21 protein-coding genes are annotated in these 23,898 nt (G+C 57.0%); 18 read left to right on the forward strand and 3 right to left on the reverse strand.

Annotation, left to right across the window (positions count from 1 at the left end):
- Position 1 precedes the first annotated feature (1 nt).
- From cysN to rpoS, 11 genes are all read left to right on the forward strand, one after another.
- Positions 2–1,429, forward strand: a complete 1,428-nt coding sequence (cysN, locus tag OK412_RS21710; protein ID WP_264353541.1) for a sulfate adenylyltransferase subunit CysN — start codon at positions 2–4, stop codon at positions 1,427–1,429.
- Entirely contained in the window at positions 1,429–2,034 is a 606-nt protein-coding gene (gene cysC, locus OK412_RS21715; RefSeq protein ID WP_010672130.1) for an adenylyl-sulfate kinase, read from the forward strand. The genes cysN and cysC overlap by 1 nt, the downstream gene beginning before the upstream one ends.
- Positions 2,035–2,088: 54 nt before the next feature.
- A complete protein-coding gene (locus OK412_RS21720) occupies positions 2,089–2,409 on the forward strand; it encodes a DUF3561 family protein (protein ID WP_010248547.1) in 321 nt (106 codons plus the stop codon).
- A gap of 177 nt (positions 2,410–2,586) precedes the next feature.
- Positions 2,587–2,904 carry a cell division protein FtsB gene (gene ftsB, locus OK412_RS21725; RefSeq protein ID WP_010248545.1) on the forward strand — a complete coding sequence of 106 codons (318 nt, stop codon included), beginning with the start codon at positions 2,587–2,589 and terminating at the stop codon, positions 2,902–2,904.
- A 3-nt stretch (positions 2,905–2,907) separates the two neighbouring features.
- Positions 2,908–3,624: a 2-C-methyl-D-erythritol 4-phosphate cytidylyltransferase gene (gene ispD, locus OK412_RS21730; protein ID WP_010248543.1), complete on the forward strand. Its 717-nt coding sequence runs from the start codon at positions 2,908–2,910 to the stop codon at positions 3,622–3,624.
- A complete protein-coding gene (gene ispF, locus OK412_RS21735; protein WP_010248541.1) occupies positions 3,624–4,106 on the forward strand; it encodes a 2-C-methyl-D-erythritol 2,4-cyclodiphosphate synthase in 483 nt (160 codons plus the stop codon). The genes ispD and ispF overlap by 1 nt, the downstream gene beginning before the upstream one ends.
- Positions 4,103–5,143 carry a tRNA pseudouridine(13) synthase TruD gene (gene truD, locus OK412_RS21740; RefSeq protein WP_264353542.1) on the forward strand — a complete coding sequence of 347 codons (1,041 nt, stop codon included), beginning with the start codon at positions 4,103–4,105 and terminating at the stop codon, positions 5,141–5,143. The genes ispF and truD overlap by 4 nt, the downstream gene beginning before the upstream one ends.
- 191 nt (positions 5,144–5,334) lie before the next feature.
- Positions 5,335–6,096, forward strand: a complete 762-nt coding sequence (surE, locus tag OK412_RS21745) for a 5'/3'-nucleotidase SurE (RefSeq protein ID WP_003849099.1) — start codon at positions 5,335–5,337, stop codon at positions 6,094–6,096.
- Positions 6,090–6,716, forward strand: coding sequence for a protein-L-isoaspartate(D-aspartate) O-methyltransferase (locus tag OK412_RS21750; RefSeq protein WP_010248537.1), 627 nt, complete (start codon positions 6,090–6,092; stop codon positions 6,714–6,716). Before surE ends, OK412_RS21750 begins: the two co-directional genes overlap by 7 nt.
- A gap of 162 nt (positions 6,717–6,878) precedes the next feature.
- On the forward strand, positions 6,879–7,979 hold the full coding sequence (nlpD, locus tag OK412_RS21755; RefSeq protein WP_264353543.1) for a murein hydrolase activator NlpD: 1,101 nt from the start codon (positions 6,879–6,881) through the stop codon (positions 7,977–7,979).
- Positions 7,980–8,036: 57 nt separating this feature from the next.
- Positions 8,037–9,029 carry an RNA polymerase sigma factor RpoS gene (rpoS, locus tag OK412_RS21760; protein WP_003849090.1) on the forward strand — a complete coding sequence of 331 codons (993 nt, stop codon included), beginning with the start codon at positions 8,037–8,039 and terminating at the stop codon, positions 9,027–9,029.
- 139 nt (positions 9,030–9,168) lie between these two features.
- On the opposite strand, the gene mutS is transcribed toward rpoS, so the two are convergent.
- On the reverse strand, positions 9,169–11,730 hold the full coding sequence (gene mutS, locus OK412_RS21765) for a DNA mismatch repair protein MutS (protein ID WP_033786727.1): 2,562 nt from the start codon (positions 11,728–11,730) through the stop codon (positions 9,169–9,171).
- Between the two features lie 306 nt (positions 11,731–12,036).
- Positions 12,037–12,684, reverse strand: a complete 648-nt coding sequence (gene narL, locus OK412_RS21770) for a two-component system response regulator NarL (protein ID WP_080717680.1) — start codon at positions 12,682–12,684, stop codon at positions 12,037–12,039.
- Between the two features lie 316 nt (positions 12,685–13,000).
- On the opposite strand from narL, the gene OK412_RS21775 reads away from it, so the two are divergent.
- The 7 genes from OK412_RS21775 to OK412_RS21805 all read left to right on the forward strand — a co-directional run bounded on the left by OK412_RS21775 (position 13,001) and on the right by OK412_RS21805 (position 22,843).
- A complete protein-coding gene (locus OK412_RS21775; RefSeq protein ID WP_010672126.1) occupies positions 13,001–14,392 on the forward strand; it encodes a NarK family nitrate/nitrite MFS transporter in 1,392 nt (463 codons plus the stop codon).
- Between the two features lie 101 nt (positions 14,393–14,493).
- On the forward strand, positions 14,494–18,255 hold the full coding sequence (locus OK412_RS21780; RefSeq protein WP_264353544.1) for a nitrate reductase subunit alpha: 3,762 nt from the start codon (positions 14,494–14,496) through the stop codon (positions 18,253–18,255).
- Positions 18,252–19,796 carry a nitrate reductase subunit beta gene (gene narH / locus OK412_RS21785; protein WP_010248525.1) on the forward strand — a complete coding sequence of 515 codons (1,545 nt, stop codon included), beginning with the start codon at positions 18,252–18,254 and terminating at the stop codon, positions 19,794–19,796. Before OK412_RS21780 ends, narH begins: the two co-directional genes overlap by 4 nt.
- Entirely contained in the window at positions 19,793–20,521 is a 729-nt protein-coding gene (gene narJ, locus OK412_RS21790) for a nitrate reductase molybdenum cofactor assembly chaperone (RefSeq protein ID WP_033780764.1), read from the forward strand. The genes narH and narJ overlap by 4 nt, the downstream gene beginning before the upstream one ends.
- Positions 20,518–21,195: a respiratory nitrate reductase subunit gamma gene (gene narI / locus OK412_RS21795; protein WP_010248521.1), complete on the forward strand. Its 678-nt coding sequence runs from the start codon at positions 20,518–20,520 to the stop codon at positions 21,193–21,195. The genes narJ and narI overlap by 4 nt, the downstream gene beginning before the upstream one ends.
- Positions 21,196–21,344: 149 nt before the next feature.
- Positions 21,345–22,427: a lytic murein transglycosylase B gene (mltB, locus tag OK412_RS21800; RefSeq protein ID WP_010248519.1), complete on the forward strand. Its 1,083-nt coding sequence runs from the start codon at positions 21,345–21,347 to the stop codon at positions 22,425–22,427.
- 80 nt (positions 22,428–22,507) lie between these two features.
- Positions 22,508–22,843 (forward strand): zinc ribbon domain-containing protein YjdM, encoded by a 336-nt coding sequence (locus OK412_RS21805; protein WP_010248517.1) that lies wholly within the window; start codon positions 22,508–22,510, stop codon positions 22,841–22,843.
- 34 nt (positions 22,844–22,877) lie between these two features.
- Here OK412_RS21805 and OK412_RS21810 read toward each other — a convergent pair whose 3' ends face one another.
- A complete protein-coding gene (locus OK412_RS21810; protein WP_033758690.1) occupies positions 22,878–23,765 on the reverse strand; it encodes a dihydrodipicolinate synthase family protein in 888 nt (295 codons plus the stop codon).
- Positions 23,766–23,898 lie beyond the last annotated feature (133 nt).

Below are 23,898 nucleotides of genomic sequence, written 5' to 3' on the forward strand. Positions count from 1 at the left end.
GATGAATACCGTAATTGCACAACAGATTGCCGACCAGGGCGGCGTTGAAGCCTGGCTGACCACGCAACAGCACAAGAGCCTGCTGCGTTTTCTGACCTGCGGCAGCGTTGACGACGGAAAAAGTACCCTGATTGGACGTCTGCTACACGACACCCGTCAGATCTATGAAGATCAGCTCTCATCGCTGCACAACGACAGCAAACGTCACGGCACCCAGGGCGAGAAGCTCGATCTGGCGCTGCTGGTGGATGGTCTGCAGGCTGAGCGTGAGCAGGGCATTACCATTGATGTGGCCTACCGCTACTTCTCGACCGAAAAGCGTAAATTTATTATCGCCGACACGCCGGGACATGAGCAGTACACCCGTAACATGGCGACCGGCGCGTCAACCTGCGATCTGGCGATCCTGCTGATCGATGCGCGTAAAGGCGTACTGGATCAGACCCGCCGCCACAGCTTTATCTCGACGCTGCTGGGGATCAGACACCTGGTGGTGGCGATCAATAAGATGGATCTGGTGGAGTACAACCAGGAGCGCTTCGAACAGATCAAACAGGATTACCTCGACTTTGCTGCGCAGCTGCCGGAAGACCTCGATATCCGCTTTGTGCCGATGTCGGCGCTGGAAGGGGATAACGTCGCCTCTGCCAGTCAGACCATGCCGTGGTATAGCGGCCCGACGCTGCTGGATGTGCTGGAGACCGTGGAGCTGAAGCGCGTCGTCGATCATCAGCCGATGCGTTTCCCGGTGCAGTATGTCAACCGTCCGAACCTCGATTTTCGTGGCTATGCCGGCACCCTGGCGTCGGGCAGCGTGCAGGTAGGCCAGCGCGTTAAAGTGCTGCCTTCTGGCGTGGAGTCGACCATTGCCCGCATTGTGACCTTCGATGGCGATCTGCAGGAAGCGGGTGCAGGCGAAGCGATTACCCTGGTGCTGCAGGATGAGATTGATATCAGCCGTGGCGATCTGCTGGTGGATGCCAGTGAAGAGCTGGCAGCGGTTCAGTCTGCCAGCGTTGACGTGGTCTGGATGGCAGAACAGCCACTGCAGGCCGGTCAGAGTTATGACCTGAAAATCGCCGGTAAGAAAACCCGTGGCCGGGTAGAGAAGGTGCTGCATCAGGTCGAGATCAACTCGCTGGAGACGCGTCAGGTCGATACGCTGCCGCTGAACGGTATCGGTCGCATTGAGATCACCTTTGATGAACCGATGGTGCTCGACAGCTATCAGCAGAACCCGGTAACCGGCGGCATGATCTTTATCGATCGCCTGAGCAACGTCACCGTGGGTGCCGGCATGATCCATCAGCCAAACCATGATGCCCCGGTTAATACCGGCGAGTTCAGCGCGTTTGAGCTGGAACTGAATGCGCTGGTGCGCCGCCACTTCCCACACTGGAATGCGCGCGACCTGCTGGGCGGTCAGTAATGGCGCAGCACGACGATAACGTGGTGTGGCATGATCATCCGGTGACACGCGCCTCACGCGAACAGCAGCATGGCCATCAGGGCGTGGTGCTGTGGTTCACCGGGCTTTCGGGCTCGGGGAAATCCACCGTTGCCGGTGCGCTGGAGCAGGCGCTGCACCGCATCGGCGTCAGCACCTATCTGCTGGATGGTGACAATGTGCGTCACGGCCTCTGTCGTGACCTCGGTTTCAGCGATGATGACCGTAAAGAGAATATCCGTCGCGTCGGTGAAGTGGCGAAACTGATGGTGGATGCCGGACTCGTGGTGCTCACTGCCTTTATTTCGCCGCATCGCGCCGAGCGTCAGATGGTGCGCGATCTGCTGGAGCCGGGACAGTTTATCGAGGTATTTGTCGATACGCCGTTAGCCGTGTGTGAAGCGCGTGATCCGAAAGGGTTGTATCGCAAAGCGCGCGCCGGTGAACTGCGTAATTTCACCGGTATCGACAGCGTCTATGAGGCACCCGATAGCCCGGAAATCCAGCTGGATGGCGAACAATTGGTTACAAAACTGGCCGCCCAATTGTTAGACCTGCTGCGTGACCGCGATATCATCAAATCCTGAAGAGACAGCGGCAAATCGTTTCTGATTTGCCGCCCTCGCGCCAACAGGATGCCTATGCAGAACATTACCCCAATGCTCGCCCGAAAAGATGACTCCTCCCCGGATGAGCCGCGCTCATTGCTGCCGGGCGGCGTTATCGGCTTTCTCGCTTACTGGTGCGCGCTGGCGATTCCTTTCCTGCTGTTCGGCTCTAACACGCTGTTCTTCTTTCTTTATACCTGGCCATTCTTTCTGGCGCTGCTGCCGGTTGCGGTGGTCACGGGTATCGCGCTGAATACGCTGCTGAGTGGACAGTGGCTGTGGGCCGCGCTCGCCACGGTGATCATGGTGGTCACGCTCTTCTGGTTAATGTTCTCTTTTCTCTCTGGCTGGTAAGCCCTCAGTGCGCCCGCGCTGATGTGCAAACGCATCGGCAGGTTACAAATCTTTTCCCGTCTGAATCGGTACTGATTCATATTTTGCGCAGACGCGCAGCAAAGCGCGCCATTTTCTCCGCTGGTGTGGAGTCCTGTGCAAAGTTATGGGATGATTGGGCCGTTTTTAGGGGGCGGGATGGGAAAACTGACGTTACTGTTATTGGTGCTGCTTGGCTGGCTGCAATATTCGTTGTGGCTGGGGAAAAATGGCATCCATGACTATACGCGCGTCAATGATGATGTCGCGGTGCAACAGGCAAACAATGCCAAACTGAAATCGCGAAACGATCAGCTGTTTGCCGAAATTGACGATCTCAATGGCGGCTCGGAAGCGATCGAGGAGCGTGCACGCAATGAACTGGGCATGATTAAGCCCGGTGAGACTTTCTATCGTCTGGTGCCTGACCAGAACAAACGCAACGCGCAACAAGCAGCGCTTAACCAACAACGATAAAACATGAACACTCTGGCCTCCCTTGCGGATGTGATTGCCGTGGTGCCCGCTGCCGGGATCGGCAGCCGCATGCAGGCAACCTGTCCGAAGCAGTATCTGACGATTGGTCAGCACACCCTTCTGGAACACAGCATTGCGCGTCTGTTTTCCCATCCCGCTATCAAACAGGTGATTGTCGCCCTCAGTCCTGATGACCAGCACTTCGCTTCACTGCCGCTGGCACGCGATCCGCGCGTGCTCAGGGTGACAGGCGGAGAGACCCGCGCCGAATCGGTGCTGGCCGGATTGCAGGCCGCACAGGGTTCCGCCTGGGTGCTGGTCCATGATGCCGCGCGTCCCTGTCTGCATCCCGACGATCTCCAGCAACTGCTCAACGTGCGTGAACAGAGCCACGTTGGCGGGATTCTGGCCGCGCCAGTGCGTGACACCATGAAACGGGGCGAGCCGGGCAAAGCCGCGGTGGCCCATACCGTAGAGCGCGACGATCTCTGGCACGCCTTAACGCCGCAATTTTTCCCTCATGCGCTGCTCACCGCCTGCCTGACGCGGGCGCTGGCAGAAGGCGCAACCATCACCGATGAAGCCTCGGCGCTGGAGTATTGCGGCTACCACCCGCTGTTAGTCAGCGGACGCAGTGATAACATCAAAGTCACCCGGCCAGAAGATCTGGCGCTGGCGGCTTTTTATCTGAGTCAGATTCAATTAAAGGAGAGCGCATGATGCGTATCGGTCACGGTTTTGACGTTCACGCCTTTGGCGGAGAGGGTCCGTTAGTGATTGGCGGTGTGCGGATCCCGTTTGAGCAGGGTTTTATCGCCCATTCGGATGGCGATGTGGCGCTGCATGCGCTGACTGACGCGCTGCTGGGCGCAGTGGCGATGGGCGATATCGGCAAGCTGTTTCCTGACACCGATCCGGCCTTTAAAGGGGCGGACAGCCGCGGTCTGCTGCGTGAGGCCTGGCGCCGTATCGAAGCCAAAGGCTATCGCATCGGTAATGTCGACGTCACGATTATTGCTCAGGCACCGAAAATGCTGCCGCACGTGCCACAGATGCGGATCAATATTGCAGAAGATCTGGGCTGCCATATGGATGCGGTCAACGTCAAAGCGACCACCACCGAGAAGCTGGGCTTTACCGGGCGCGGCGAAGGCATCGCCTGTGAAGCGGTGGCGTTAGTCCTGAAAGCTGACAGCCAATGATGCTGAATTACCTGCACGGCACACCCGTGGCCTCCGGCGTGATCAAAGCCAATCCGGAAGATTTCGTGGTAGTTGAAGATCTCGGTTATGGCGCGGATGGTGAAGGTGAGCACCTGCTGGTGCGCATCCGTAAAGTGGGGGCCAATACCCGCTTTGTGGCTGAGGCACTGGCGAAGTATCTCGGTATTCATCAGCGCGACATGAGTTACGCCGGAATGAAAGATCGCCATGCGGTGACGGAACAGACACTCTGTTTTCGCCTGCCGGGTAATGCGATGCCCGATCTGCGCGGTTTTGAGCTGGAAGGGGTCGAGATTCTGCAGGCGGTGCGCCACAAACGTAAGCTGCGCATCGGCGCACTGGCGGGGAACGCGTTCCGGCTGATCATCCGCCAGATCAGTGACCGTGATGCGGTTGAAACGCGTCTGGCGCAGATTCGCGATGCGGGCGTGCCGAACTATTTTGGTGAACAGCGTTTTGGTCGCGGCGGCAATAACCTAGTGATGGCAGAAAAGTGGGCGCGCAATGAGATCATTATTCGTGACCGCAACAAGCGCAGCCTGATGCTCTCTGCCGCGCGCAGTGCGCTGTTTAATCAGGTGACCAGTGCACGTCTGCAACAGCAGGGTGGGCTGACTCAGGTGCTCAAAGGCGATGCGTTGCAGCTGACCGGACGAGGCAGCTGGTTTGTCGCCCAGCCTGATGAACTGGCAGAGTCACAGCGCCGGGTTGATCAGCATGAGCTGCGCATCACCGCGCCGCTGCCGGGACGGGGCGAGCCTGGCCCGCAGGCTGACGCGCTGGCCTTTGAACAGCAGGCGCTGGCTGATGAGACGCTGCTGCTGGGACTGATTGAACGTGAGAAGGTTGATGCTGCACGCCGTGCCATGCTGGTGGTGCCGCGCGATATACAGTGGAGCTGGTGGGATGATGTCACGCTGGAACTGGCATTCTGGCTGCCAGCGGGCAGCTTTGCCACCAGCGTGGTCCGGGAGCTGCTGACCCACGCGGACTCGCCCGATCAGATTGATGAGTAATCTTCGCCGCAACCTGACCCGCAGTGTGGGTAATGTTGCGGCAAACCCCCACCGTCGTGTGATTTACGCCTACCACTTCCTTGCGCGCCTCGCTAGAATGCAAAAATCGCCGTCTATTCCTCACCTGTTGCCATGCCGTTAAAACAGGTTCCGTCACGGCGACCAGTCGAATAAAAAAAGGTCAGAACGAAATGCGGATATTGCTCAGTAACGATGACGGCATTCATGCGCCAGGCATTCAGACTCTGGCGAAAGCCCTGCGGCAGATTGCTGACGTGCAGGTTGTTGCCCCCGATCGTAACCGAAGCGGTGCCTCGAACTCATTAACGCTGGAAACGCCTCTGCGCACCTTCACCCATGAAAACGGCGATATCGCCGTCCAGATGGGGACGCCGACCGACTGCGTCTATCTGGGGGTGAATGCGCTGATGCAGCCGCGTCCCGACATTGTGGTGTCGGGCATCAATGCCGGCCCCAATCTGGGCGATGATGTGATCTACTCCGGCACGGTGGCGGCAGCGATGGAAGGGCGACATCTTGGCTTGCCGGCTATCGCGGTTTCGCTCAACGGCCATCAGCACTACGCCACCGCTGCGGCCGTGACTTGCGCTCTGCTCAGGGCGCTGACGCATGAACCGCTGCGCACCGGCCGCATTCTCAACATCAACGTTCCCGATCTGCCGTTGTCTGAACTCAAAGGCATCCGCGTGACGCGCTGTGGCAGTCGCCATCCGGCGGATCAGGTGATTGCGCAGCAGGATCCGCGTGGCAATACACTCTACTGGATTGGTCCGCCAGGCGAAAAACTGGATGCGGGCCCGGATACGGACTTCGCCGCCGTGGATCAGGGCTACGTCTCTGTCACGGCACTCCATGTCGATTTAACGGCGCACAGCGCGCAGAACGTGCTCAGTGACTGGCTGGCTAAAGCTGAGGTGAACCTGGCATGGTGAATCGGCGTATTGAGACGTTGCTGTCACAACTGCGTCAGCAGGGCATCGATGATGAAAACCTGCTGAAAGCCATCAGTGAGGTGCCGCGCGAACGTTTTATCGACGAAGCGTTCGAGCATAAAGCCTGGGACAATGTTGCCTTGCCCATCGGCTCCGGTCAGACGATATCACAGCCCTACATGGTCGCGCGGATGACCGCGCTGCTCGGACTTAATCCGCATTCGCGTGTGCTGGAGATTGGTACGGGTTCAGGTTATCAGACGGCGATTCTTGCCCATCTGGTGGACCATGTTTATTCAGTGGAACGCATCAAAGGGCTGCAGTGGCAGGCCAAGCGCCGTCTGAAACAGCTGGATCTGCATAATGTCTCAACCCGTCATGGTGATGGCTGGCAGGGCTGGCCTTCACGTGGCCCCTTCGATGCCATCATCGTCACGGCTGCACCGCCTGAAATTCCGATTGCGCTGATAGCACAACTGGCAGAAGGCGGCATCATGGTGCTGCCGGTTGGCGAAGATCAGCAGGTACTGAAGCGCCTGCGTCGTCAGGGCGAAGAGGTGATGGAAGAGACCATCGAACCAGTGCGTTTCGTCCCGCTGGTGCAGGGCGATCTGGCCTGACCCTCTTCGTATTTCTTCACAACTGTTTCATAGCACCACGTACCTGATGTTGTTACTATCCAGTTTATTCATCGAAAACGCAGATTTTATCGCGCCGCGCAGAGTATCCTGCTGGCAGATACAGTGAAACAGATAGATCAGAGTTGCCATCACGGGGGATTAATGAGCACGGGAAGCACACTTTTTCAGTTACGCCGTCTGGCGGCGCTTTCACTGGTAGGTTTTTGGCTGGCAGGCTGCAGCTCCAGCGACAACTCACAGGCACCCATCAGTCGCGTTGGCGATAATGGTGGCATGAACACTAACCAGTCTGGAGCAGACACGAGTTCAGGCGGCGTTCCTGCCACGCCAGCCCAGGGACAAATGTTAAGCAAAAATTCAGCATCTGCCCCCGCTAGTGGTGGAATGATTAGTACCAACACCAATGTTGAGACGCAGAATGGCCGGATTGTTTACAATCGCAGTTATCAGAACATTCCTAAGGGTAGCTACTCCGGTGAAACTTATACCGTTAAGCGTGGCGACACATTGTTTTACATCGCCTGGATTACCGGCAACGATTTCCGTGATTTAGCCCAGCGCAACAATGTTCCTGCGCCATATGGCCTGAATGTCGGCCAGACTCTGCAGATTGGCAATGGGTCGGGTCAGCCGATTACTGGCGGCAATCCCATTACCGTTGCTGATGCAACGCAGGGCGGCGTTCCGGCGGCGCCACAAATTAAATCGCCTGCTGTTGCACAGCAACCTGTTATTACGTATTCTGATGATTCAGGTAATTCGGGTGGCAGCAAAATGTTGCCTTCGAATGGAGCAAATGTTGCAACGACAACAGCTCCAGTCGTTACCGCACCCCCAACGGTTAGCAGTACAACCAACAGTTCAACGCCGGTCGGAAGCTGGCGCTGGCCGACTGACGGGAAGATCATCGATAACTTCTCTGCCGCCGAAGGTGGCAATAAAGGTATCGATATCGCCGGGACGCGCGGACAATCTGTGGTCGCCACTGCTTCAGGACGAGTGGTTTACGCAGGTAACGCACTCCGGGGTTACGGTAATTTAATCATCATTAAACACAACGATGATTACCTGAGTGCCTACGCCCACAACGATACAATGCTGGTCCGGGAACAACAGGAAGTTAAGGCGGGGCAAAAGATCGCTACCATGGGTAGCACCGGAACCAGTTCAGTCAGATTACACTTTGAAATTCGTTACAAGGGGAAATCCGTAAACCCGTTGCGTTATTTACCGCAGCGATAATCCGGCAGAACAAAACAGGTTTATGTTCTGCCCTGGAATCACGGGTAGGAGCCGCTTATGAGCCAGAATACGCTGAAAGTAAACGAGTTACATGAGAACGCGGAATTCGATGAGAACGGAGCTGAAATTTTTGATGAGAAGGCACTCGTTGAAAATGAAGCCAGTGATAGCGACGTAGCGGAAGAAGAGTTGCTATCACAGGGTGCGACGCAACGTGTGTTAGATGCGACGCAGCTCTATCTCGGGGAGATTGGCTATTCTCCGTTGTTAACGGCAGAGGAAGAAGTCTTCTTCGCTCGCCGTGCATTGCGGGGTGATATCCCTTCCCGTCGCCGTATGATCGAAAGTAACTTACGCCTGGTGGTGAAAATCGCTCGTCGTTACAGCAATCGTGGTTTAGCTCTGCTGGACCTGATTGAAGAAGGTAACCTCGGCCTGATTCGCGCCGTAGAGAAATTTGACCCGGAGCGCGGGTTCCGTTTCTCAACGTACGCCACCTGGTGGATTCGTCAGACCATTGAACGGGCGATCATGAATCAAACCCGTACCATCCGTCTGCCGATTCACATTGTGAAAGAACTGAATGTTTATCTGCGTACTGCGCGTGAACTTTCCCACAAGCTCGACCATGAGCCGAGTGCGGAAGAGATCGCAGAGCAGCTTGATAAACCAGTTGATGACGTAAGCCGCATGTTACGTCTCAACGAACGCATTACCTCGGTTGATACGCCATTAGGCGGTGATTCTGAAAAAGCGCTGCTGGATATTCTGGCCGATGAGAAAGACAACGGCCCGGAAGACACCACGCAGGACGATGATATGAAACAAAGCATCGTTAAATGGCTGTTCGAACTGAACGCCAAGCAGCGTGAAGTGCTGGCACGTCGTTTCGGCCTGTTGGGCTATGAAGCGGCAACACTTGAGGATGTGGGTCGTGAAATCGGCTTAACCCGCGAGCGTGTACGCCAGATTCAGGTTGAAGGTTTACGCCGTCTGCGTGAAATCCTGCAGGCGCAGGGCCTCAGCATTGAAGCACTGTTTCGTGAATAATCGTTAACAGTAAATCTGAGTTTGAATGCGAAAAGCGATGGTGAAAACCATCGCTTTTTTTATGTCTGCAGAAAAGTGATTTGCGGGCGAGCGAGCATAGCACCGCGCATTAACGCGGTGCGATGTACGGGATGTAATGTCAGACCAGCGATTTAAGACGATAAATCCAGTCGAGTGCCTGACGCGGTGTCAGCGTATCGGGATCCAGCGCCTCAAGCGCCTCCATGGCAGGCGAGGTCTCTTCAACCAGCAGCGGCAGCTGAGAGCCATCGACCGTCGATGACGCGGAGTGGTTTGAAACGGTCTCAAGTTCCTTCAGCTTATTGCGTGCCCGCTTAATCACCTCTTTGGGTACGCCGGCCAGCGCCGCCACCGCCAGACCATAGCTCTTACTTGCCGCACCCTCCTGGACGCTGTGCATAAAGGCGATCGTGTCGCCATGCTCAACGGCATCCAGATGGACGTTGACCACGCCTTCCATTTTTTCCGGCAGGGTTGTCAGCTCGAAGTAATGGGTGGCAAACAGCGTCATCGCCTTGATACGGTTCGCCAGGTTTTCGGCGCAGGCCCAGGCCAGCGATAAACCGTCGTAGGTAGATGTTCCGCGTCCAATCTCATCCATCAGCACCAGGCTGTTTTCGGTGGCGTTGTGCAGGATGTTAGCAGTTTCGGTCATCTCAACCATAAAGGTCGAGCGCCCGGAGGCGAGATCGTCAGCGGCACCGACACGGGTAAAGATGCGATCCAGCGGGCCAATCAGCGTCTCATCGGCAGGAACAAAACTGCCAATCCATGCCATCAGCGCAATCAGTGCCGCCTGGCGCATATAGGTACTTTTACCGCCCATGTTGGGGCCGGTAATAATCAGCATTCTGCGCTGGGGTGCCAGTGACAGTGGGTTGGCAATAAACGGCTCTTTCAGAACCTGTTCCACCACCGGATGGCGTCCGCCGCTGATTTTAATCCCGGCTTTATCCTGCAATACCGGGCGGCAATAGTTCAGGGACCAGGCACGTTCTGCCAGGTTGCTTAACACATCCAGCTCTGCCAGCGCGGCGGCACTCAGCTGCAGCGCTTCAAGATGCGGCAGCAACTGATCGAACAGCGCCTCATACAGGCTTTTTTCCAGCGACAGCGCTTTACCCTTGGAGGTGAGTACTTTGTCTTCGTACTCTTTCAGCTCCGGAATGATATAGCGTTCAGCATTTTTCAGGGTCTGACGACGGACATAGTGCATCGGTACCTGATGGCTCTGTCCGCGGCTCACCTGAATGTAATAACCATGCACGCCGTTAAAGCCGACCTTCAGGGTATCCAGTCCCAGCTTCTCGCGTTCGCGGATCTCCAGCCGGTCTAGATAGTCGGTTGCGCCATCTGCCAGTGCGCGCCACTCATCCAGCTCCGCGTTGTAGCCGGGCGCAATCACTCCGCCATCGCGGATCAGCACAGGCGGGGACTCAATCACCGCCTGTTCCAGCAGCTCACGTAACGCAGTGAACTCGCCCATCTGCGTGCGCAGCTTTTGCAACTGCGGTGCCTCAACATCGGCCAGCAACTGGTTAAGTTCCGGCAGTTGCTGAAACGCATGACGCATGCGAGCCAGATCGCGCGGACGTGCGGTGCGCAGGGCCAGGCGAGCCAGGATTCGCTCCAGATCGCCGACCTGACGCAGCACCGGTTGCAGCACGTCGCTGAGATTTTGCAGCTCAGCAATCGACTCCTGACGCTGGTTAATGATGCGCACATCGCGCAGCGGCATATGCAGCCAGCGTTTCAGCATCCGGCTACCCATCGGGGTGACCGTTTTATCCAGCACCGCCGCTAAGGTGTTGTCGGTGCCGCCTGCCAGGTTCTGGGTGATCTCCAGATTACGGCGGGTGGCCGCATCCATGATGATGCTGTCCTGCTGCCGCTCCATGCTCAGCGAGCGAATGTGGGGCAGCGTGGTGCGCTGGGTATCTTTAACATACTGCAGCAGGCAGCCCGCCGCGCTCAGTCCGAGGTGCGCATTCTCCACGCCGAAGCCATTGAGATCGCGGGTGCCGAACTGCAGGTTCAGCTGCTGGCGCGCGGTGTCGATCTCAAACTCCCACAGCGGACGGCGTCGCAGGCCGCGTCGCTGATCGATCAGCGACATCGCCTGGAAATCTTCGGGGTAGAGCAGCTCCGCCGGATTGGTGCGCTGCAGTTCTGCCGCCATGGTTTCAGCATCGGCAGGTTCGCTGAGGCGAAAACGGCCTGAGCTGATATCCAGCGTGGCGTAGCCAAAACCGCGCGGGCTTTGCACAATCGCCGCCAGCAGATTGTCGTGCCGCTCCTGCAACAGCGCCTCATCACTGATGGTACCTGGGGTAACGATGCGCACCACTTTGCGTTCGACCGGGCCTTTGCTCAGCGCCGGATCGCCTATCTGCTCGCAGATGGCTACGGATTCGCCCAGCTGCACCAGTTTAGCCAGGTAACCTTCAACCGCATGATAGGGCACACCCGCCATCGGGATCGGTTCGCCCGCTGACGCACCGCGCTTGGTGAGTGAAATCTCCAGCAGCTGCGAGGCACGTTTTGCGTCGTCATAAAACAGCTCGTAGAAGTCACCCATACGGTAAAACAGCAGAATGTCAGGATGCTCCGCCTTGAGACGCAGGTACTGCTGCATCATCGGCGTGTGGGAAGGAAAGTCCTTTTCGGTTGGCTCTTGCATAAGGTTTTAGCTCATTTTTAATGCGGTAAATTTCTGGCGGTCAACGCCCATGAAACCGAAAGGGATTCCAGGCGCGCAGGATAATCAGATGATAACGAATAGGGCAGGGCATATGCCAGCGTGATGCACAGCCGCGATCCTGACCGGGTGTAACCTGACAGGCATCCTGGCAAATGTGGCGGCGGCTGGCGACAAAAAAGTGCCTGTTCTCATGACGCTGATGCGAGGCTGCGAGGCGGCTCGCGATTTCTGCGGCAGTTTATGGCCAGCAGGACGGCACTGCGCCGCATCGGGAAGGGGGAAAAGTCAGTGCAGCCCGTTCTGCAGCGCCCAGACGGCGGCTTCAAGTCGGGATTTAAGGTTCATCTTCTTCAGCAGATATTTAACGTGAACCTTAACCGTGCTTTCACTGATGGCCAGCTTGCGGGCAATCGCTTTATTAGTCATCCCGTCGCTGATCAGTTGCAGAATATCGCGCTCGCGCCGGGTCAGCTGATTGATGTCGCGCGTCTGAGCAGGCTGCGCTTCACGCAACCGGGCGACCAGAATCGGGGTTAACGCCTCGCTCAGCACGATCTGACCGGCAGCAGCCTGATGCAGCGCTTTCAGTAAGGCTTCCGGTTCCATATCTTTCAGCAGATAACCATCAGCGCCGCGCTTCAACGCGCTGACCACATCCTCTTCATTATCTGAAACGCTGAACACCACTACCCGGCCAGAAAGGGCTATCTCACGCAGCTGGGTCAGGGTATCCAGTCCGTTCAGACCTGGCATATTAAGATCAAGCAGGATCAGGTCGGGATCATGCTGCTGTGCCAGCGCCAGGCCATCAATGCCATTACCCGCTTCGGCAACCACCTGCAGCCTTTCATCCAGCGCAATCAGCTGCTTCAGGCCGTTGCGCAGCATGGGATGGTCGTCGATCAATAAAAGCGTCAATTTCTCTGCCGTCACAATGGCTCCTGCTCCTGTCACATACGCCAGCCCTGAGCGGGCGGAGAGCCTATCTTACCGGTGAAACGGGGTCGCTATATACCCCCAATGGACTACTCCTTTATTTCCAGTCGGACACCCTTTTACAGAAGGCATGGGCGGCCGTGTTTAAACCCTATGATTTATAAGGGTTATCTGAATTCAGTCAACTACTTAACCGGGGTGAAGAGAGGGCGCTGCACCTCTGTAACCTGCATTGCCGTTGATTTGTATCAAGCCCGACACCACGGCGGATGCGCAGGATACGCACAATTATTATTCTGCTGATGAGAGATTTATGACCCAATCCACCTCTTTGCAAACCCCGACGCGCGGCGCGTTAATTCAGGACTGGCAACCGGAAAACGATGCGTTCTGGCAGGCGCGTGGTAAACGTATCGCCAGCCGTAACCTGTGGATTTCTGTCTTCTGTCTGCTGCTGGGCTTCTGCGTCTGGATGCTGTTCAGCACCGTTGCGGTTAACCTGAATAAAGTTGGCTTTACCTTCAGCACTGAGCAGCTCTTTTTACTGACCGCACTGCCGTCGGTTTCTGGCGCGTTGCTGCGTGTGCCTTACTCTTTTGTTATTCCCATCTTTGGGGGACGTCGCTGGACCGCCTTCAGCACCGGCATCCTGATCATTCCCTGCCTGTGGCTCGGCTTTGCCGTACAGGACAGCCAGACCTCATTCACCACTTTTATGGTGATTTCCCTGCTGTGCGGTTTTGGTGGCGCTAACTTCGCGTCGAGCATGGGCAATATCAGCTTCTTCTTTCCCAAAGCCCGTCAGGGCGGCGCGCTGGGCATCAACGGTGGCCTCGGTAATCTTGGCGTCAGCGTAATGCAGTTTGTCGCCCCGCTGGCGATCTCCTGTGCCATTTTTGGTTTTGCCGATGTGGGTCAGACCACCGTCACCGGCGACAGCATCTGGCTGGAGAATGCCGCCTGGATCTGGGTGCCGTTCCTGGCGATCGGCACGCTGGCGGCCTGGTTCGGCATGAACGACCTGGCGGCGGCGAAATCCTCGCTGCGTGAGCAGTTACCGGTGCTGAAACGTCCCCACCTGTGGGTTATGGCGCTGCTCTATCTGGCCACCTTTGGCTCGTTTATTGGTTTCTCTGCCGGTTTTGCCATGCTGACGAAGACGCAATTTCCTGATGTCGTGATCATGCATTACGCCTTTTTCGGCCCCTTTATTGGCGCGCTGGCCCGTTCAGCAGGCGGCATCATTTCTGACCGCTTCGGCGGTACCCGCGTCACGCTTGTCAACTACGTGCTGATGGCGCTGTTTGCTGCGCTGCTGTTCCTTACCCTGCCGGGTGCCGGACATGATGGCTCGTTCGTTGCCTTCTTCGCCGTGTTTATGGGCCTGTTCCTGACGTCCGGGCTGGGCAGCGGCTCCACCTACCAGATGATTGCGGTGATCTTCCGTAAGCTGACGCTGGAACGTATCAAAGCTGAGGGCGGCGACGATGCGCTGGCACAGCGTGAAGCGGCAACAGAAACCTCTGCTGCGCTCGGCTTTATCTCCGCCATTGGCGCGCTGGGCGGTTTCTTTATTCCGCAGACTTTTGGCCTGTCGCTCGCGATGACCGGTTCACCCGCCGGCGCGATGAAAATCTTCCTGGTCTTTTATCTCTGCTGCATCGCGGTGACCTGGCTGGTTTACGGCCGAAAATCACGCGCCTGATAACGACAAAGCCGGTGTGGCGCACCGGCACAATTTCACTTTCTGTGTCGGGACAGATGCAGAGTCAGCAATGTCACATTAAGCCTTCAGGAGTATTCCGGATGAGCAAGTTTCTTGATCGGTTTCGCTATTTCAAACAGCTGGCCGAACCCTTTTCCGGCCAGCATGGCCAGACGTTAAACAGCAACCGCGACTGGGAAGATGGCTATCGCAGTCGCTGGCAGCACGATAAAATCGTGCGCTCCACGCACGGTGTTAACTGTACCGGCTCATGCAGCTGGAAAATCTACGTTAAAAATGGACTGGTCACCTGGGAGACCCAGCAGACCGACTATCCGCGTACCCGTCCCGATCTGCCAAACCATGAGCCGCGTGGCTGCCCACGCGGTGCCAGCTACTCGTGGTATCTCTACAGCGCTAACCGCCTGAAATATCCGTTAATGCGCAAGAAGCTGATTCAGCTCTGGCGCGACGCGAAAGCGCAGCACAGCGACCCGGTGGACGCCTGGGCATCCATCATCAGTAATCCTGAAAAGGCCAGAAGCTACAAACAGGCGCGTGGACGCGGCGGCTTTGTCCGCTCCAGCTGGCAGGAAGTCAACGAGATGATCGCCGCCGCGAACATCTGTACCGCGAAGACTTACGGCCCTGACCGCATTATGGGATTCTCACCGATTCCGGCGATGTCGATGGTCTCTTACGCTGCGGGCGCACGTTACCTGTCACTGATTGGCGGAACCTGTCTGAGCTTCTACGACTGGTACTGCGATCTGCCGCCGGCCTCACCGATGACCTGGGGCGAGCAGACCGACGTGCCGGAATCGGCTGACTGGTACAACTCCTCCTACATTATTGCCTGGGGCTCTAACGTGCCGCAGACCCGTACCCCGGATGCGCACTTCTTTACGGAAGTCCGCTATAAAGGGACGAAAACCGTGGCGATCACGCCGGACTATGCTGAGGTCGCGAAGCTGTGTGACCAGTGGCTGAGTCCGAAGCAGGGCACCGACAGCGCGATGGCGCTGGCGATGGGCCACGTGATGCTGAAAGAGTTTCATCTTGATCGCGAAGTTGGCTATTTCCGCGACTACGTGCGCCGTTACACCGATATGCCGATGCTGGTGCTGCTGGAACCCCGTGAGGGCGGTTTTTACGCCGCCGGCCGTCAGCTGCGCGCCAGCGATCTGGTGGATGGGCTCGGTCAGGAGAATAACCCGGAGTGGAAAACCGTCGCGATCAACGAGGCGACCGGGGAGCTGACCGCGCCGCAGGGATCTATCGGCTTCCGCTGGGGCGAAAAAGGCAAATGGAACCTCGAGCAGCGTGATGGGGCGTCACATCAGGAAGTTGAACTGCAGCTCAGCCTGCTCGGCAGCCATGATGAGGTGGTGGAGGTCGGTTTCCCTTACTTCGGTGGCATTACCAGCGAGCATTTCAACAGCGTTGCGCTGGACGAAATCCTGCTGCATAAGCTGCCGGTGAAACGCCTGCAACTGGCGGATGGCAGTGAAGCGCTGGTCACCAGCGTCTACGATCTGACGCTGGCGAATTATGGTCTGGATCGCGGTCTGGATGATGTCAACTGCGCGCAAACCTACGACGACATCAAAGCGTACAGCCCGGCCTGGGCGGAGCAGATTACGGGAGTCTCCCGTCAGAACATCATTCGCATTGCCCGTGAATTTGCCGAAAACGCCGAGAAGACCCGCGGTCGTTCGATGATCATCGTCGGTGCCGGTATGAACCACTGGTATCACATGGACATGAACTATCGTGGCCTGATGAACATGCTGATTTTCTGCGGCTGCGTCGGTCAGAGCGGCGGTGGCTGGGCGCACTATGTCGGCCAGGAGAAACTCCGTCCGCAGACCGGCTGGACCCCGCTGGCCTTTGGCCTGGACTGGCAGCGTCCGCCACGCCAGATGAACAGCACCTCCTTCTTCTACAACCACTCCAGTCAGTGGCGCTATGAAACCCTGGCCACCAGCGAACTGCTCTCCCCGCTGGCGGATAAAAGTCGCTACAGCGGCAGCCTGATCGACCTTAACGTCCGTTCCGAACGTATGGGCTGGCTGCCTTCAGCGCCGCAGCTTAACGTCAACCCGCTGCACATCGCGGCGCAGGCGAAAGCCGCCGGTCAGTCGCCGCTGGATTACACCGTGGAAAGCCTGAAGCAGGGCACCATGCGGTTTGCCGCTGAACAGCCGGACGATCCGCAGAACTTCCCGCGTAACCTGTTTGTCTGGCGCTCCAACCTGCTCGGCTCATCCGGAAAAGGGCATGAGTACATGCTGAAGTATCTGCTGGGCACGGAAAACGGCATTCAGGGCAAAGATTTAGGCCAGCAGGGCCGCGTGAAGCCGGAAGAGGTGGAGTGGCTGGATCAGGGTGCCGAAGGCAAACTGGATCTGGTGGTCACACTCGACTTCCGCATGTCGAGCACCTGTCTCTACTCCGATGTCGTGCTGCCAACGGCGACCTGGTATGAAAAAGACGATATGAATACCTCGGATATGCATCCGTTTATTCATCCGCTTTCGGCGGCCGTCGATCCTGCCTGGGACTCAAAAAGTGACTGGGAGATCTACAAAGGCATCGCCAAAGCCTTCTCCGATCTCTGCCCGGGTCATTTAGGCGTTGAAACGGACGTCGTTACTCTGCCGGTGTTACATGACTCGCCCGCGGAACTGGCGCAGCCTTTTGAGGCGAAAGACTGGAAAAAAGGCGAATGCGATCTGATTCCGGGTAAAACCGCGCCACACATTATGGTGGTGGAGCGCGACTATCCGGCGACCTGGGAGCGCTTTACCTCGCTGGGACCGTTGCTGGAGACCCTGGGTAACGGCGGCAAAGGTATCAGCTGGAACACCAGCAAAGAGGTCGATTTCCTCAAGCAGCTGAACTACGTCAAAGCGGATGGCCCGGCAGCGGGGCGGCCAAATATCGACACGGCGATCGATGCGGCAGAAGTGATCCTGGCGCTGGCACCGGAAACCAATGGTCAGGTGGCGGTGAAAGCCTGGCAGGCGCTGGGCGTAATTACCGGTCGTGACCACACCCACCTGGCGCTCAATAAAGAAGATGAGAAGATTCGCTTCCGCGATATCCAGGCGCAGCCGCGCAAAATTATCTCCAGTCCGACCTGGTCAGGGCTGGAAGATGAACATGTCTCTTACAACGCCTGCTACACCAACGTTCATGAGCTGATCCCGTGGCGAACCCTGAGCGGCCGTCAGCAGCTCTATCAGGATCATGAGTGGATGCGCGCCTTTGGCGAGAGCCTGATGGTCTATCGTCCGCCAATCGATACCCGTGCGGCGAAGCCGTTGCTGAACAGCAAACCCAACGGTAACCCGGAGAAGGCGCTGAACTTCCTGACGCCACACCAGAAGTGGGGCATTCACTCCACCTACAGCGACAACCTGCTGATGCTGACACTGTCACGCGGCGGACCGATTGTCTGGATGAGTGAAGATGACGCCCGTGAGCTGGGTATTGTGGATAACGACTGGATCGAGGCGTTCAACGCCAACGGTGCGCTGACCGCACGTGCAGTAGTGAGCCAGCGTATCCCGGCGGGTATGACCATGATGTACCACGCGCAGGAACGTATCGTGAATATCCCTGGCTCGGAGATCACCAGCCAGCGCGGCGGGATCCATAACTCGGTGACGCGGACCTGCCCGAAACCGACCCATATGATCGGCGGTTATGCGCAGCTCTCCTGGGGCTTTAACTACTACGGCACCGTTGGCTCTAACCGCGATGAGTTCGTGGTAGTGAGAAAAATGAACAACGTTAACTGGTTAGATGGGGAAGGCAACGATGCCTGCCAGGGCAGCCAGCAGGAGGTAAAACCATGAAAATTCGTTCACAGGTCGGCATGGTGCTGAACCTCGACAAATGTATCGGCTGCCACACCTGCTCGGTAACCTGTAAAAATGTCTGGACCAGCCGCGAGGGCATGGAGTACGCCTGGTTTAACAACGTTGAAAGCAAACCTGGTGTCGGCTATCCGCACGCCTGGGAAGATCAGCAGAAGTGGAAGGGCGGCTGGATCCGTAAGATCAACGGTAAGCTGGAGCCGCGCATGGGCAGTCGCATCGGCCTGCTGTCGAAGATCTTCGCCAACCCGGATGTGCCCGCGCTGGATGATTACTACGAACCGTTCGATTTTGATTATCAGCATCTGCACAATGCGCCCGCCGGTAAGCATCAGCCGATTGCGCGTCCGCGCTCGCTGATCACCGGTCAGCGGATGAAAAAGATCGAAAACGGCCCGAACTGGGAAGAGATCCTCGGCGGCGAGTTTGCCAAACGTTCGCAGGATAAGAACTTCGATAACATCCAGAAGGAGATTTACGGTCAGTTTGAGCACACCTTCATGATGTACCTGCCGCGCCTGTGTGAGCACTGCCTCAACCCGGCGTGTGTGGCGACCTGCCCAAGCGGCGCGATCTACAAACGCGGCGAAGATGGCATCGTGCTGATCGACCAGGATAAATGTCGCGGCTGGCGGATGTGCCTCACCGGCTGTCCGTACAAGAAGATCTACTTCAACTGGAAAAGCGGCAAATCAGAAAAATGTATTTTCTGTTATCCGCGCATTGAAGCGGGCCAGCCCACCGTCTGTTCAGAAACCTGTGTCGGCCGTATCCGCTATCTCGGCGTGTTGCTTTATGACGCTGACCGCATTGAACAGGCGGCCGCAGCGGAAAACGAGAAAGATCTCTATCAGAGCCAGCTGGATATCTTCCTTGATCCCAACGATCCGGCGGTGATTGCGCAGGCGCTGAAAGATGGCGTTGCGCAGAGCGTGATCGACGCAGCACAGCGTTCACCGGTCTATAAAATGGCGATGGAGTGGAAGCTGGCGCTGCCACTTCACCCTGAATACCGCACGCTGCCAATGGTCTGGTATGTGCCACCATTGTCACCGATTCAGTCGGCGGTGGATGGCGGGGCGCTAGCGCACACCGGCGTGCTGCCGGATGTGGAAAGCCTGCGCATTCCGGTTGAGTATCTGGCGAACCTGCTGACCGCAGGCGACACCGCACCGGTGCTGCTGGCACTGAAGCGGATGCTGGCAATGCGTCATTACAAACGCGCAGAAAGCGTGGACGGTGAGCATGATATCCGGGCGCTGGAGCAGGTCGGCCTGACCGAAGCGCAGGCGCAGGAGATGTACCGCTATCTGGCGATCGCGAACTATGAAGATCGCTTTGTGGTGCCCTCCAGCCATCGCGAACTGGCACGTGAAGCCTTCCCGGAAAGCAAAGGCTGCGGCTTTAGCTTTGGCGATGGCTGTCACGGCAGCGACAGCAAATTCAACCTGTTCAACAGCCGCCGTATTGATGCCATCGACGTCAGTAAGAAAACCATTCGTCCGGAGGATGCCTCATGATGACGTTACGGATTCTTTCGCGGCTGCTGGACTACCCGGACGAGGCGCTGTTTACCCACTCTTCCGACCTGATCGCGGCGCTGGATGACGCCACTGAACTCAACCTGCAGCAGAGCGCACGGCTGGTGCGGTTTATCAATCAGCTCTGTGCCCGGGCACTGCTCGACGTGCAGGCTGACTACTGCGAACTGTTTGATCGTGGCCGCGCCACCTCGCTGCTGCTGTTTGAACACGTGCATGGTGAGTCACGCGATCGCGGTCAGGCGATGGTTGATCTGCTGGAACAGTATCGTGCCGATGGTCTGGAGCTGGACAGCAAAGAACTGCCCGATTTCCTGCCGCTCTACCTGGAGTATCTCGCCTGTAAAAGCGATGAGGCCGCGCGTCAGGGACTGGACGACATCGTGCCTATCCTGGCCTTGCTGGCGGCGCGGCTTGAAGAGCGTCAGAGCCCCTACGCCGATCTCTTCACAGTGTTACTGACGCTGTCCGGTAGCGCGGTTGATCCTGCGGCCCTCAAGCCACAGGTGGCGCAGGAAGCGCGCGACGATACGCCGGCAGCACTGGATGCTGTCTGGGAAGAGGAGCAGATTAAATTTCTCGGCGAACAGGGCTGCGCCTCGGCGCAGCAGGCGATGCATCAGCGTCGCTTCGCCGATGCGGTCGCGCCGCAGTATCTGGACATCGCCGCGGCGACGGCGCGTACCACAGGAGAATCAGCATGAATTTTATTAACACTTTCTTCTTCGATATTTACCCCTATCTCGCCGGAACGGTCTTCCTGGTGGGAAGCTGGCTGCGCTATGACTACGGGCAGTACAGCTGGCGTGCCGGTTCCAGTCAGATGCTGGACAAAAAAGGGATGCGTCTCGCCTCCAACCTGTTCCACATCGGCATCATCGGTATTTTCTTCGGTCATATCGTCGGGATGCTGACGCCGCACTGGATGTATGAATCCTTCCTGCCGATCGACGTGAAGCAGAAACTGGCGATGATTGCCGGTGGCCTGTTCGGGGCGATGACACTGCTGGGTGGTGGACTGCTGCTGAAGCGCCGTCTGACCAATCCACGGGTGCGGGCGACCAGTAGCGTCGGTGATATTCTGATCATGACCCTGCTGGTGGCTCAGGCGACGCTGGGCCTGCTGACCATTCCCTTCTCCGCCCAGCATATGGACGGCAGTGAAATGATGAAGCTGGTGGGCTGGGCGCAGGCGGTGGTGACCTTCCACGGTGGCGCTTCGCAGCATCTCGATGGCGTGGCGTTTATCTACCGCGTGCACATGGTGCTGGGAATGACGCTGTTCCTGCTGTTCCCGTTCTGCCGGCTGGTGCATATCTGGAGCGCGCCGGTTGAGTATCTGACCCGTCGTTATCAGCTGGTGAGAAACCGCCGCTAAGCGCATGATGGTTGCGGGGCAGAGAGAGCCCCGCAGCCATTTTAGCCCACGGCTGCCTTGACGTTTTTTTAAGATTTTGCCCTGTATGTCATTGCGCTGAACGTCTACTATTACCGCATCTGAAATTACCCCTCGTTTATGGATAACCGATGCGCCTCAAGTTAGCCTTCCTTGCGTTCATCCCGCTTCTGGCCTCCTGCAGCAGCAAACCTGAAGTCCCGTCCCAGCAGAAGATGCTGGCTGCGCCACAGGGCGGTTTTTTACTGCAGCCGTCGCACAGCGGACAGGCGATGTTTGGCGACTTTGCCGGTAACCCGGCAGCAGAGCAATTTATCGATAAGATGGTAGAGAAGCATGACTTTGACCGTCAGCAACTGCACAACATCATCGGTCAGGCCAAACGACTGGATTATGTGCTGCGACTGATGGACCGTCAGGCACCAAGCTATACGCCAGCGCCAGGGCCTAATGGCGCCTGGATCCGCTATCGCAACAAGTTCATTACGCCCGATAACGTGCAAAATGGGGTGGCGTTCTGGAATCAGTATCAGGATGCCCTGCAACGCGCACAGCAGGTTTATGGCGTGCCACCGGAAATTATCGTGGGCATCATTGGCGTGGAAACCCGCTGGGGTCGTGTGATGGGGAAAACGCGGATTCTGGATGCGCTTGCGACCTTATCCTTTAACTATCCGCGCCGCGCAGAGTACTTCAGCAGCGAGCTGGAAACCTTTCTGTTGATGTCGCGCAAAGAGCAGGATGACCCGCTGGCGCTGAAAGGCTCCTTTGCCGGGGCGATGGGCTATGGTCAGTTTATGCCCTCCTCTTACAATGATTATGCGGTTGATTTCAACGGAGACGGTCATGCAAACCTGTGGGATCCGGTGGATGCTATCGGCAGCGTGGCGCACTATTTTCAGAAGCATGGCTGGCGCAGCGGCGAAAATGTGGCGGTACCGGCCAGCGGTCAGGCACCGATGCTGGAAGATGGCTTCAAAACCCGTTACAGCGTGAGCATGCTGGCGGCGTCAGGATTGTCACCACAGGGCTCGCTGAACGGTAACGATCAGGTCAGTCTGCTACGCCTGGATTTGGGCACCAGCTACCAGTACTGGTACGGCTTACCCAATTTCTATGTCATTACCCGCTACAACCACAGTACCCATTATGCGATGGCGGTGTGGCAGCTGGGTGAGGCGGTGAGCAAGGCACGCCAGGGCGGCCTGTTATAAAGGCTGTCCTTGTTAACTGTAAGGTTATATGATGACGCCCTTTTTCAGGCCACACAGCCACTGATATTTCTGGAGTCACTATGTCTTTACCTGCCTGCCCGGCTTGTCACGCCGATTACACCTGGCAAGATGGCGATAACCTTAACTGCCCCTCCTGCGGTCACATCTGGACCGAGGGAGAAGGTGACAGCAGCAACGCAACACTGGAAGTGCGTGATGCCAACGGCAATCTGCTGGCAGATGGCGACAGCGTCACGGTGATCAAAGATCTCAAGGTGAAGGGCAGTTCTTCATCGCTGAAGATCGGCACTAAAGTGAAAAGCATTCGTCTGGTTGAAGGGGACCACAACATCGATTGTAAAATCGACGGTTTTGGCCCGATGAAATTAAAATCTGAGTTTGTGAAAAAGAACTGAGATCGGGGGCGCAGGGATGCGCCCGCTTTCCTGCTTAGCTGAACAGCTTATCAATTGCGGCACACTGTTCCGCATTCAGCGTGCCACCGTAGTTTCGTGAGCCGCTGCTCATCGAGTCATAGCGCCGTGCCACGGCCGTTTTAATTGTCGTTACGAAATCATCTCCAATACTGTAAATCGCCATCAGACGGCCGATCTGCTGCTGCAGGCGCGTCAGCTCCGGCAGATTGCCACTTCGCCACGCCGTCATCATCTGCGCAAAGTACTCCGGCACAATATTATTCAGTCCTGAAATGACACCGGCACCGCCCGCCAGCAGGTTCGGGAGCAGGTACTCGTCATACCCCGACAGTACGGCGAAATCGCTACGCACCTTGCGGGTCTCTTCAATCATCATCCGGTTGTGCGACAGGCAATCCACCGTATCTTTAATGCCGGCGAAGTTGGGCAGCTTTGCCGCCAGGGCGGCAATCAGCGCGGGCGTCAGATCGCAGCCAGTGCGGGCTGGAAAGTTGTAGGCAAACCATTTACCACCCAGCTGCGCGTCCAGTGCTTCGAAGTAGTGCATCAGCTGGTTTTGCGTCTGGCCATAATAGTAGGGTGGCAGCACCATCACCGCGTCAAAATCATTTTTCCAGGCGGCTTCAGCCAGCTCCAGCATGTCAGGAATGCAGGTTGCCGAGACGTTCGCGACCATCTTCAGCGATGACAAGGGTCTGGCTTCCTGAATCAGTTGTAAGCGTTCCTGCTGCGTCAGTGAGGCGAACTCGCCAATGCTGCCCATCACCAGTAAGGTATCGATACCGGAGTCATTGAGGCGGGAGAAATGTCGCCCGAGCGCATCAATATCGACCGCACCCTGCGCATTAAACGGGGTGACTGAAGGGCACCAGACACCGGCAAAGGGCGATTTTTCACTCATAAATGACTCCTGAATCGGATGTTAAAAAAATGAAACAGTGTTTTAACTTAATGACTCCGGCCGGTCTCTGCCAGCGCATGATTCAAAAGTGAGCAACGGGTCGCACTTTTTCCTCTTTCATCCGTCTCAGTAA

The sequence above is a fragment of the Pantoea sp. JV6 genome (genome assembly GCF_025910055.1).
In the GTDB taxonomy this organism is placed as follows: Bacteria; Pseudomonadota; Gammaproteobacteria; order Enterobacterales; family Enterobacteriaceae; genus Pantoea; species Pantoea agglomerans.